Raw genomic sequence first — 12292 nt, forward strand, 5'->3', positions numbered from 1 at the left:
CACAGCCTGATCCGATAAAACCAATAAGCAACGTAAGCAACAAGCTACCAACATAAATTAATAAACAGGTTAATCTTGTTGTTGTAATGCCCACATATGTGCGTATTCACCACCCAAGGTCAGCAATTCGTTATGTTGCCCTTGTTCAACAATTTGGCCCGACTTAAGCACAATAATAGTATGGGCATCAGTAATGGTTGATAACCTATGCGCAATTACAATACTGGTGTGCTCGCTGGCTACTTCATGCATTGCCTTTAATATTGCTTGCTCAGCCTGAGAGTCGAGAGCCGACGTTGCCTCGTCAAATATTAAAATTGGGGATTGTTTTAAAATAGCGCGTGCTATTGCAATACGCTGTTTTTCGCCGCCAGATACTTTTAGACCTCGTTCACCCACTCGCGTTTTATCGCCATCAGCTAACGTATTAATGAAATCTTTTAAATGCGCCATTTCAATGGCTTTATCAATATCACTATCGCTTGCAGAAGGGCGGCCATAGGCAATGTTTTCACGAATTGTTGTGTTAAATAAAACGGTATCTTGAGGAACAATAGCAATAGCTTTACGAAGGCTATCAAGCGTGACCGAGCTAATAGCTTGGTTATCAATAGTAATGCTGCCCGATGTTACATCATAAAAACGATAGAGCAGGCGCGCTAGTGAACTTTTGCCAGCACCACTTGCGCCCACAATAGCTACCTTGCTACCCGCTTTCACTTTAAAGCTAATATTATTTAAAATAGGGCGGCTAGCGTTGTAGCTAAAACTCACATTATTAAAGGCAATTTCCCCATTTGGGACATTAAGGGTATTTGCATTTGGAGCGTTAGTGACTTGTGGTTTTTTATTGAGTAAGCCCAGCATGTTTTCTAAATCGGTAAGAGCACGGCGGATTTCACGGTAAACAAATCCTAAAAAGTTAAGCGGTAAAAATAATTGGATCATATACGCGTTTATCATCACTAATTCACCAATGCTTAGTGACCCTGTTACTACCTCGCTTGAACCTAACCACATTAACGCGGTGATGGCACTGGCAATAATTAATGCTTGCCCTGAATTAAGCGCAAGCAAAGACATCCTATTTTTTAAACGCGCGGTTTCCCAATTAGCTAAAAATGAGTCATATGTTTTGGCTTCAAACTGCTCATTATTAAAATATTTTACAGTTTCATAATTAAGTAAGCTGTCTATTGCGCGTGTGTTACTGAGGTTATCAGCTGCGTTTGATTCACGAATAAAACGATTACGCCACTGTGTCACCGTGACTGTAAATAATATATATACACCAACAGCAAGAAGTGTAATTAACGCAAACCAAATAGAAAATAGCGACCCAAAAATAATAGCAACGGTGAGAATTTCAAAAAGGGTAGGCACAATGTTAAACATTAAAAAGCGCATTAAAAAGCTGAGTCCACTGGTACCACGTTCTATGTCACGGCTTATACCACCAGTTTGCCTGTCTAAGTGAAATGCAAGTTCAAGCGAGTGCAAATGCTTAAACACTTTTAGGCCAATATTGCGCATAGCATGTTCGGTTACCCGCGAAAAAACAGCGTCTCTTACTTCACCTAAAAACACACTAGCGAAACGCAAACCGCCGTACATTATTAATAATAGAGCGGGAATGACCAACACTGGGTTTATTGATTTATCAACCGAGTCGATAATTTCTTTTAACGCCCAAGGCATTAAAAGCGTGGCGCCTTTAGCACCAATAAGCGCTAAAAGCGCAATAAATACGCGCCCTTTAAACTTTGTAATGTAAGGCCACAACGTTTTAACGCTTTGTTTTAAATTCATGGCGTCTGCACGTTTTTCAACGTTTTGTCTGGAGCGCATTATTTTTCTCGATTAAATACTTAATTGTTAAGCATTGTATTTTAAATAGTTGCCCTAATATACTAGGCATCTCTTATTTTAGTTTGATTTAAGTATGTTTAAATTTCGTGTTTTTATAACTGCTTTTTTGCTACTAGCTGCACTGTTTAGTTTGCAGAGTAATGCTGTGCAGGTATCACAAAATTTAAATCCAGCTGTCAGTTCACACATTTTATTTACAGATGCTATTGATATAACTAAAACAAAGCCTACTAAAAAGTCTTCAGACGCACCTGCGCATAAAAAAACACAACATACCGATTTTGACTCACATCAGCCAAGGCTTACAGCAAGTAATACGTCACTTTTTTTGCACACAGTTCAAAGTGAGCCAGAATACGATGTTGTTTTTGAGTTTTTTGCGCAGCACCTTGTTAGGCAAATATTTTTACGCCCTCAAGCAGTAAACGTTATTCAGCCTTGGTATACGTTTGTGCACAATAGTAAAAAGTCCCGTTTAAGCGGCTGGAAAGATGCTAATTTACTCTACAAAGCAGTAACTACCTACCACGCTTAATTTTCCTTATTTAATTTTTATTAGGTTTCAACGTTTTTCGTTTAAGCCTTGAGATTAATTGTGCTTTTAAAAAGCACGTTGCCAGTAATTTACTGGTAATAAGGAAAAACCATGTTAAGTGTAAAAAAAGATCAAAAGCCATTTATGGCTAAATTTAAATTAAGCTATATAGCCATGCTTATTGTGCTGGTTTTATTAGCCATTAGCGCATTACCCAACTTATACCCTAATAAATCGTGGTTGCATGTATATAGCGCGCCACATAGCGAAACGCAAGCCGTGCCAAGCACTCAAGCCTTAGTTACTTTTTTAAATAACCAAGGCTTAAAAGTCGAGCAAGGCCTTGATAAGCAATACACTATAAATATTTTATTAAACGAGCCAACTAAAAGCGCACAAGCGCAGGCAGCCATAAAGGCGCAGTACCCAAACACGCAAGTTAAAATTGTAGAGCATGCAACAAGCCCAATTTGGCTGCAAGAATTTGGTTTATCGCCAATAAAATTGGGACTAGATTTAAACGGCGGTGTGTTATTTGTACTCGACGTAGATTTAGATAAAGCCGTTGATGAGCAATTAGTGAGTGCGTATCAACAAGCAAAATCAATTATTATTAAGCAAAAAGCGCACGGCCTTAAAGTGCTGCAAACAGGGCACGGCTTTGAAATTAACGCGCTGCCTAATGCGGTGCAAAAACTTAACCCAGTGATTGATGAGCTACAAAGTCGCTTTGCTAATTTAGCGGTTACAACAACCAATAACGGCAATGTTAGAAACGCCAAGTTTAGCTACTCAGTGCAAGGGCGCAGCAACTTTAATAAAGAAGTAATGAGCCAAACGCTTACTACGCTTCGCTCGCGCATTGAAGAATTAGGTATTACTGAAGCCGTAACACAGCGCCAAGGAACACAGCGTATACGCATAGAACTGCCAGGTGTGCAAGATCCAACAGAGGCAAAGCGCATCATAGGTGCAACTGCATCACTTGGGTTTTATCAGTTAAAAGAAATTGGTGGGCAAACATTTGATATGCAGTCTGGTGGCACCATAAACCTTGATCCTGTGCCGATTTTTACCGGTGAGCATATTAATAACGCCAATATAGGGCGAGATGATTGGGGTAAGCCACTTGTGCAACTTAGCCTTGATGGACAAGGCGGCGATGCGATGTCGTCGTTTTCAAAAGCGAATATTGGTAAGCCTATGGCCACGGTTTACTCTGAGTACTCTCAAAACGCTAAAGGTGAAACCGTTAAAAAAAGCGAAGTTATAAATGTGGCGAATATTGCGCAGCATTTAAGTTCACGTTTTAGTATTACTAATATGAAAAGCCAACAAGCAGCGGCCGACCTAGCACTATTATTACGCGCAGGCTCGCTAACTGCACCGGTTACTATTGTGCACGAGCAAACAATTGGCCCAAGCCTAGGTCAAGAAAATATAACTAACGGCTTGGCCGCATTGATGCTGGGAATGGGTATTACACTTGCCTTTATGGCAACGTGGTATCGCCGCTTAGGACTTATTGCAAACGTAGCGCTGTTATTAAACTTAACGTCGCTTGTGGGGCTAATGTCGTTATTACCAGGGGTTGTGTTAACACTTCCGGGTATTGCCGGGCTGGTACTCACCATTGGTATGGCGGTAGACACCAACGTTATTATATTTGAGCGAATAAAGGAAGAGCGTAGAAAAGGCCGCTCTGCTTATCAAGCTATTCAAGAAGGTTACAAGCAGGCCGCTAACACCATATTTGATGCCAATATAACCACCATGATCACCGCGCTTATTTTATATGGAATAGGTTACGGCCCAGTTAAAGGCTTTGCCATAACATTGGCACTTGGCTTAATAACCTCGGTATTTACTGGCGTGTACGTATCAAAAATACTAAGCCAAACGTTATATTTAAAATTGGCTAAAAAAGCAGGAGTAAATGCACATGCTTAACACTTTTTTAAAGGGCGAGGCGGGCACTCGTCTGCGTTTTTCAGGCATGCTTTTAAGCGCCATACTTGTACTGCTATCGGTATTTACGCTCAGTCAAAAAGGGCTTAATTTTGGCCTAGACTTTACCGGTGGCTACCTAACGGAATTTACCACCAGCCAAGGTGTTGAGCTAAAAGAGCTTCAATCGTTTATTACTAAAAATCACAATGGCGAGTTTGAACTAACCGCGCAAGGCAATAGCCATTATCAATTACGCGAAGCGCCTAGCGATTCAACAGCAAATAGTAACGATTGGCAATCTGCTATTACACAAAACGCAGATATTAACGCCGAGGTTTTATCATCAGCGTATATTGGCTCACAAGTGGGTGATGAACTGTTTGAGCAAGGTTGTTTAGCGCTATTTTCAGCTATGGTTGCAGTAATGCTGTATTTAGCGGTGCGGTTTGAATGGCGTTTAGCCGTAGGCTCTGTGGTTGCGCTAGTGCATGATTTATTACTGGTACTGGGGCTATTTTCGCTATTAAGTATTGAGTTTAATTTGACGGTACTTGCCAGTTTACTCGCCATTATAGGTTACTCACTTAACGACTCGATAATAGTAGGCGATAGAGTACGCGAGCTTTTACGTGTTAAATCTAATAATGCGCTTAGCCCGGCAAGTATTATTAACAACGCCATAAAAAGTACCTTAACGCGTACGCTTATTACATCGGGCACCACGCTTGCTACAGTTGCAAGTGTTTGGCTCCTCGCTGGTGCGCTATTACAAGGCTTTGCCATCGCGCTATTTACCGGCATTGTAGTAGGTACGTTCTCATCTATTTGTATTGCGGCTACTTTACCTGAGCTTTTAGGGTTAAGTGCTAAAAATTACGAAGAAAAACAAGATGCAGAAACGCAAGCGTTGCTCGATATGCCCTAGCAATAAATACTTTTAAAATCAGCATTAAAATACAGGCGCTTAAAATAATGGTTTTAAGCGCATTATAACGTTAAAATCAACCACATAGTTTACAGCATTGGTTTTTAGCGCCTTTCATGAATAAATCCCACGTAATAGAACACCTTAAATTTGCACTCGAAGCACAATTAAACAGTGCAAAACAAGCAGCAAAAGCCGCGCACGACGCCGCAACTCACGAAGAAAGCGTTGCAGAAACGCAGTACGATACCCTAGGACTCGAAGCCGCTTATTTAGCACAAGGCCAAGCCGAGCGTGTAAACGATTGCTACAAAAGTATTAAACAGTTTGAAGCCATTTTTAAAGAGCCCACTCACAATAAAGTGATTATAAGTTCTCTCGTTTGTTTAGAAGATGAAAACGCCTTACAAAAATGGTTTTATTTAGGCCCAGCCGCAGGCGGTTTAACGGTTGAAGTAAAAGGGCTGACCATTCAAGTTGTTACACCAGAAGCACCGCTAGGTAAACAACTTTTAGGCAAACAACTTGATGATGAAGTAAGCCTAAGTATTGCAGGAAAAAACCATGAATATGATGTGGTAGAAATTTTATAAAGCATTAGTTTTATATATAGGTTGGAGAAGCGAAGCGCCATCCGACAAAGGTAATTCTGTCTCATAACATTATTAAAAGTCGTTTTGGTGTGTTATTAATTATCAAAATGGGAGCAATAAGGTGTTAGCCTTCAAGGAATAGAGTTGTGAAAACACAGAAACCAGTTTGTCAGATTTGTGGCTCCTTCAGAGAGTTGACTCTTCACCTGCATGAGCTTGGTAAATTTTGTGAGCTACTTAGCAATGAAAAAGCAGTATTTAAGTCAGTTAAAAAAGAAATCGTTGAGTGTGGTGTTGCCAAAACTCAAAGCATTGCCAAATGGCTTCGTTTAGCTAGTCAACTTGAATCAGTTGACATGAATACCTTTAGATATGAGGAAGCACATTTTTACTGCGAACCTGTAGCTGACGAACTTAATTCAAATGCAAACCATGATTCTTCTCTAGCAACCCAGATTACTAGATTTCTATTTATTTCGAATGCACTTGAAGAGGCTTACCGGTTATCAAGTCAAGTTTATGAACAACAGTTTTTTAAACTAAAAAAAACTAGTAAAAATATAGAAAGAAAACGAAGTTACTCAACGCAATCAGCATGGCTGTTAGACGAGGTTTTTGTTTCAAGAGAATTGCCAGAGTATTATTCCCACAAAGTAGATGGGTTAACTGAAGTATCGAAAATATACAAAGATATATTCAAAGTTAATTTTGATATAGATCTTGAAAAAGACAATCATAAATCCATTGGTTTTTCTTTGGTAAGGAACATAAGAAATCATATAGCGCATGCTGTTTTTCCCATTATTGATAATCCCGAATTTACCTGGGAGTTTGATGACCCAAGAACTAAAAGACTGGTTTTGACTTTATTGTCAAGAGCTTCTCGACTAGCAGCGATGAACATTCAAATTATCATTGGCTTTGTTTGTGATGAATTTAACTCCGATGATTATATTTACCTCTCAGAAGACCTTGACGTCGGCGATATATTTTTGGAAACCTGTACTTTACGCTACGCAAATAACCTTCACATTGAACAAGGTTTTGGTCTAAATGAAAGTTCACAATGGGCATGGCGATCAAGTACTTTAGAAGGCTAACAAGCCGTTCAGATGAAACTAAAGCGGTTGGCTCAGTTCCACTTCGCTTCATATTATTACTGACAATTTTATTCCGCTTTAGCGGGTATTAGGTAAACAAGGAAGTATTTTGATTCATAGAGTTTTATCAATATCCGCGATGCTCTTTTTACTGTCAGCTTGCACTACAGGAAAGCTTTATTACACGAAGGCTTCTGGCGAACGTGTTTTAGGGTGTGATGTGGAGTTTGTTGGTATACCAAGCGTTGACAAGTTTGCGGTTGAATATGCACTTAGCCTCTGCGCGAAAAGCTCTGTTAAAAAAGGGTATTCCATAGATAAAGAAAAGGAATACCTACTGACCCTAGAGCTTCAAATTCCAGAGTCAAAATGTGGTGAATCATGGAACCATAAGTCGGCAAAAGAGCTGTATAAAACTGGCAAATTGTCAAAGAAGGAATATGGCTATATTGTTGCTCATATAGACCTGGGTTTAGCGGTTGTTTACGAATGCTCACCAATAACTGAATAAAATCAATTATTTCGATCGTTTTGGTGAGACATGCAGGATGGCTTCGCCATTTATCCGACCGACGAGTTAGCTTTTTTCACAAACTTCGCTGTTACCATCATTTCGCCAATACCATCTACTTTACAATCTAGCTCGTGATCTTTTTTATCAAGCACACGCCTAACAATCGCTTTTGTGCCAATTTTAATAACTTGTGAGCTGCCTTTTATTTTTAGATCTTTGGCTATGGTCACTTTATCGCCATCATTAAGCAGGGTGCCGTTGGCATCTTTAACTAAAATTGCGTCTTCATCGCCTGTGTTATTTGGGTTCCATTCATAGGCGCATTCAGGGCAAATAAGCAGTTGCTGGTCTTCGTAAACATATTCAGATTGGCACTGTGGGCAGGCTGGGTGTGACATTTATAACGCTCATAAAATAGTAATTTTGCGTATTTTAATCTGCATTAATAGGAAAATATAGTTAATCAATATTTTTTATCTTTACGCTAAAAATATCTCGTTTGTGTGGTTTTCAAAAAGGGCATATAAAGCTGATGTCGCCTAAGCAATTTAGGCGCTAACACTTACAGTAGGTATTTGTTAAAGCACCCATCGGATTAAGTGATACGCGCAATGCACACTTAGTACGATGGGTGTTTCTATTTATAGTGCGATAATTTAAAGATCGCACGCATTTATAATTGGCTTACTACCGATTGGTATAACTAGGAAAAGTCGTGTTTAAAACCTTAATAGTGGTTGATAACAACGAGCAAACACTTGCTCAATCTTTCGAAAATGTGATTACGTTTAATAGTTACTTACGTGATTACCCAAAACATAATGAACCTAAAACCCGCATTATTAATTTATGCGACTCAAGCCAATACTTGAGTAAGGGTTACTATTGCTCATTGCTTGCTGAGGCCCGCAAACACCAGGTGTTACCCAGTGTTAAAACAATAAACGCGCTTCGAGGCGGACAAGCTCCTATGTTAAACGTTGGGCAAATTGATGGCGAAATTTACTTTGGTAATGCTTTAAACGAGCTACAAAGCAAAGCGGCTAAATCGGTATTTAAGCAATACCCAGCGCCTATTTTATATGTAGATGAACAAGGCTTGTTACAGCAAGGTTCGCTTAGCACTTTAAACGACGAGCAATACAGCAATTTTGTAGCGAAACTAAATACGTTTACTCAAACCCAATGGCGCATTGGTACTGTGCAGCGCCGTTTTAGATGGGATATGGCAATCCTTGTTGATCATAACGAAAAAGTACCACCGAGCGATAAAGATGCCATAGCCCGCTTTATAAAAGCAGCGGCTAAACATGGTATTAATGCTCAAGCATTAAGCTTTGAAGAAATAGACAACATTGCCCAGTTTGATGCGTTATTTATTCGCCAAACTACAGCAATTGACCACCCAACGTATCGCCTTGCAAGCAAAGCACAAAGCCTAGGTTTAGTAGTTATTGACGATGCTGAATCTATTTTACGTTGTTGTAATAAAGTGTATTTACACGATGCGTTTAATTATCAAAAAGTGCCGAGCTTAAAAACGGTGGTAGTGGCTGATCAAGCAGCGCAAACGCTTGAGCAATTAGAAGAGGCTTTTACCTATCCGCTGGTTTTAAAAATGCCTGAAGGGTCGTTTTCTAAAGGGGTGTTTAAAGTTGCAAATCGCAGTGAGCTTGAAGCTAAATTAACCGAGCTGTTTGAATATAGCGCATTGGTACTTGCACAAGAATACATGTACACAGAATACGATTGGCGAGTGGGTGTATTAAATGGCCGCGCTATTTATGCGTGTCGCTACTTAATGGCGCGTAATCATTGGCAAATTTATAATCATGATGCTAAACGGTTTTTCTCTGGTGGCTTTGAAACGTTACCTACCTTTGAGTTACCAAAAGCCGTGTTAGATGCTGCTTTAAAAGCATGTAAAACTGTGGGCAAAGGCTTATATGGCGTAGATGTTAAAGAACATCAAGGCAAAGCATATGTGCTTGAAGTAAATGACAATCCAAGTATTGATCACAAAGTAGAAGATGGCTATTTGGGCGACGAGCTATACATGATCATTATGGACGAATTTAAACAACGTTTAGAAGCGCGAGGCCGTGGGTAATAACATGCGTAACCTTGTTATTCGACAGGCACTTAGCAGTGATTTAAACGCATTGATTGACGTTGAAAATACTTGCTTTAATAACGATAAATTGAGCCCGCGTAGCTTAAAGCGCTGGTTAAATGCTAAGCACGGTATTTTGCTCGTTGCCAATAATGGCGAGCAAGTATGCGGCTATGGGCTGGTGTGGTGCCATAAAGGCACACGTTTAGCACGTTTATATTCGCTTGCTGTACTACCCACAATGCAAGGTAAAGGCATTGCCAAAATGCTATTAGCTGCGCTTGAAAAACAAACCAGCGAGCGTGGGCGACTTTACTTACGATTAGAAGTGGCGGTAAATAACGAAAGTGCGATAGGGCTCTACAAAAGCTTGGGTTACAGAGTGTTTGGTCAATATAGTGATTATTATGACGATCACAGTGATGCACTGCGAATGCAAAAAAATATTCGCCAAACGAGTGAGCTAAAAGTAGCGCGGTTAACGCCGTGGTACCAACAAACTACCGAGTTTACCTGTGGGCCTGCGGCGTTATTAATGGCAATGGGGGCACTTAAGCCAACAACTAAGCTTAGCCAATCACATGAGCTGGCTCTTTGGCGCGAAAGCACCACCATTTTTATGACATCGGGCCACGGTGGTTGCCATCCATTTGGTTTAGCGCTGGCGGCTAATAAACGCGGCTTTAAAAGCGAGGTAATGGTAAATACCACAGAGCCGTTGTTTTTAGATGGTGTACGCAGTGAAAACAAAAAAGTGGTGCTTTCAACAGTACACCAACAATTTGTAGAGGGTATAGCGCAGGCAAATATACCACTTAGCTATAAAGATGTAGAGCTTGAGCATATTGAACAGTGGTTAAGTCAAGGCTTTAGTGTGCTGTTACTAATTAGCACATACCGGTTTGATGGTAAAAAATCACCTCATTGGGTGTGCGTTACCCACCTTGATGAGCACTGCGTGTATGTTCATGACCCGTTTTGCGAGCCAGGAAGCGACAAACAACTCGCTATAGATTGCCAGTACGTACCTATAGCGCGCAGTGATTTTAGTAAAATGTCAGCATTTGGTAGCCAACGTTTAAGAACCGCAGTGGCCATTGCAAATAATTAATAGGTTTATAAAAAAGAGTGACTTTTTTAGATTTAATTGATGTAGCCCCTTATTCGTGGGCGGCCATTGGTACCGCCGCTTTTTGCGGTGCCATAATTGGGTTAGAACGGCAATTGCGCGGTAAACCTGTGGGTATTCGTACCTCAGCTTTAATCACGCTGGGCACGTATTTGTTTTTATCAACTGCGTTTAACTTACAAGGTGATGTGATTGATCATTCTCGTGTAGTGGGGCAAATAATTACAGGTATTGGCTTTTTAGGCGCTGGCGTTATGCTTGCAAAAGACGGCGCTGTAGTAGGGGTGACCTCTGCTGCAACCATTTGGGTGCTTGCCTCAATTGGGGTAATGATAGCCACCGACAATTTAGGTGCTGCCATTAAAATTTCGGTGCTGGTGGTTGGTATTTTATACGGTGTAGATGTACTGGAGGCAAAATTTAAAAGCCTAAGCAAAGGCGTACACACTAAAGTAAAAAATTATCAAAAACGTTACTACCGAAAAGACTTTAACGACACAGAAAGCCACTGATTTAACGCCACTAATTTAGTGGCGTTATTATTTGTATTAGCCAAATAGTTTTCTTCGTACTACTTTTCTGTACTCGCTTGGCGTTTGGCTAAGCACTTTTTTAAACACGCGGGTTAAATGACCTTGGTCGTTATAGCCGACCTCAAGTGCTACTTCTTGAATCGTTAAATTAGATGAAGCTAATAGCTCTTTAGCGCCTTCTACCCGTAATTGTTGCCAATATTCTATAGGGCTTTGATTAGTCGCAAGCTTAAAGCGGCGGGTAAATGTGCGATAACTCAAACTAAATTGGGCGGCTACTTCTTGTAAGTTTAACTCGCTGGCTAAATTAGTTTTAAGCCAAAACTGAATTTGCGCTATAAGTTCATCTGGATGGCGGTCAACCGCGCCTTCAAGATAGCGCTGATCTTCGTATGGTTTACGTACTTCGTGCGAAAAGTTACGCTCTACATGTTGCGCAGCTGCTTTGCCATAGTATTGGCTAATAATATGAACGATCACATCGGCAAGGGCATTTAAACTTGCCACCGTATACATGCGCTCTGACTGGGTGATAAAAAAGTCGGGCTTTAAGCGCACTAACGGGTAGTCGTTGCTAAATTGTTTGGCGTAATGCCAGTGGGTTGTTGCGGGGTGCCCATCCAGTAAGCCCGCTTCTGCAACTAGGCAATTACCCGTGCCTACACCAATTATATGACTGCCGGTTTCAAAGCTTTCTTGTAGCCATTCAACCACTTCTTTATTAGTACGTACGACCGGACGAGGGTTTCGCCAAATCCCAGGCACAATAATTAAGTCGTTGTAGGGCGCGTTATGTGTGGTGCAGTCGGGAACTATGGCAAGCCCAGTACGGTTTTGTATTGGCTCATTATTTTTAGCAATCAAATTTATACTAAGCGGTCTAAAGTCCGTGTGGCTTAAATGGCCTTTTGCATAAGCCTCACCGGCTCTTAGCATTTCAATAGGCAGTGTTAAACTGGTAATAAGTAAATGCGGGTACACTGCTATGGCAATATTTAACGCTGGGTTTACTGATTTTTTATGCATGTGAA

General features: G+C 40.5%; 12 protein-coding genes. 9 read left to right on the plus strand and 3 right to left on the minus strand.

Annotated features, from left to right (window positions below):
- Positions 1-69: 69 nt before the first annotated feature.
- Complete coding sequence (locus tag PS1M3_RS07165) at positions 70-1848, minus strand: ABC transporter ATP-binding protein/permease (protein WP_203987006.1); 1779 nt, start codon at positions 1846-1848, stop codon at positions 70-72.
- Positions 1849-1942: 94 nt separating this feature from the next.
- Between PS1M3_RS07165 and PS1M3_RS07170 the strand changes: the two genes are divergently transcribed.
- The 6 genes from PS1M3_RS07170 to PS1M3_RS07195 all read left to right on the plus strand — a co-directional run bounded on the left by PS1M3_RS07170 (position 1943) and on the right by PS1M3_RS07195 (position 7483).
- On the plus strand, positions 1943-2404 hold the full coding sequence (locus PS1M3_RS07170; RefSeq protein WP_008131578.1) for a hypothetical protein: 462 nt from the start codon (positions 1943-1945) through the stop codon (positions 2402-2404).
- A gap of 111 nt (positions 2405-2515) precedes the next feature.
- A complete protein-coding gene (gene secD, locus PS1M3_RS07175; protein WP_203987008.1) occupies positions 2516-4354 on the plus strand; it encodes a protein translocase subunit SecD in 1839 nt (612 codons plus the stop codon).
- Positions 4347-5279 carry a protein translocase subunit SecF gene (secF, locus tag PS1M3_RS07180; RefSeq protein ID WP_203987011.1) on the plus strand — a complete coding sequence of 311 codons (933 nt, stop codon included), beginning with the start codon at positions 4347-4349 and terminating at the stop codon, positions 5277-5279. The genes secD and secF overlap by 8 nt, the downstream gene beginning before the upstream one ends.
- A 116-nt stretch (positions 5280-5395) precedes the next feature.
- On the plus strand, positions 5396-5872 hold the full coding sequence (locus tag PS1M3_RS07185; protein WP_203987014.1) for a GreA/GreB family elongation factor: 477 nt from the start codon (positions 5396-5398) through the stop codon (positions 5870-5872).
- Positions 5873-6018: 146 nt separating this feature from the next.
- Entirely contained in the window at positions 6019-6972 is a 954-nt protein-coding gene (locus PS1M3_RS07190) for a hypothetical protein (RefSeq protein ID WP_203987017.1), read from the plus strand.
- 109 nt (positions 6973-7081) lie between these two features.
- The gene (locus PS1M3_RS07195; RefSeq protein ID WP_370587974.1) at positions 7082-7483 is read left to right on the plus strand and encodes a hypothetical protein; all 402 of its coding nucleotides are present in this window, start codon (positions 7082-7084) and stop codon (positions 7481-7483) included.
- A gap of 50 nt (positions 7484-7533) precedes the next feature.
- On the opposite strand, the gene PS1M3_RS07200 is transcribed toward PS1M3_RS07195, so the two are convergent.
- Positions 7534-7884 carry a zinc ribbon domain-containing protein YjdM gene (locus PS1M3_RS07200; RefSeq protein ID WP_008131588.1) on the minus strand — a complete coding sequence of 117 codons (351 nt, stop codon included), beginning with the start codon at positions 7882-7884 and terminating at the stop codon, positions 7534-7536.
- Positions 7885-8201: 317 nt separating this feature from the next.
- Here PS1M3_RS07200 and PS1M3_RS07205 point away from each other — a divergent pair, with 317 nt between their 5' ends.
- Genes PS1M3_RS07205 through PS1M3_RS07215 form a run of 3 tightly spaced genes read left to right on the plus strand, consistent with a single transcriptional unit; the run spans position 8202 to position 11240 of the window.
- Positions 8202-9596 (plus strand): RimK family protein, encoded by a 1395-nt coding sequence (locus PS1M3_RS07205; RefSeq protein ID WP_008131591.1) that lies wholly within the window; start codon positions 8202-8204, stop codon positions 9594-9596.
- 4 nt (positions 9597-9600) lie between these two features.
- Positions 9601-10710 carry a GNAT family N-acetyltransferase/peptidase C39 family protein gene (locus tag PS1M3_RS07210; protein WP_008131593.1) on the plus strand — a complete coding sequence of 370 codons (1110 nt, stop codon included), beginning with the start codon at positions 9601-9603 and terminating at the stop codon, positions 10708-10710.
- 17 nt (positions 10711-10727) lie between these two features.
- Positions 10728-11240, plus strand: coding sequence for an MgtC/SapB family protein (locus tag PS1M3_RS07215; RefSeq protein ID WP_008131595.1), 513 nt, complete (start codon positions 10728-10730; stop codon positions 11238-11240).
- A gap of 36 nt (positions 11241-11276) precedes the next feature.
- Here PS1M3_RS07215 and PS1M3_RS07220 read toward each other — a convergent pair whose 3' ends face one another.
- On the minus strand, positions 11277-12287 hold the full coding sequence (locus tag PS1M3_RS07220) for a GlxA family transcriptional regulator (RefSeq protein ID WP_008131596.1): 1011 nt from the start codon (positions 12285-12287) through the stop codon (positions 11277-11279).
- Positions 12288-12292: the final 5 nt, after the last annotated feature.

The organism is Pseudoalteromonas sp. PS1M3, from assembly GCF_016865405.1.
GTDB lineage: Bacteria > Pseudomonadota > Gammaproteobacteria > Enterobacterales > Alteromonadaceae > Pseudoalteromonas > Pseudoalteromonas marina.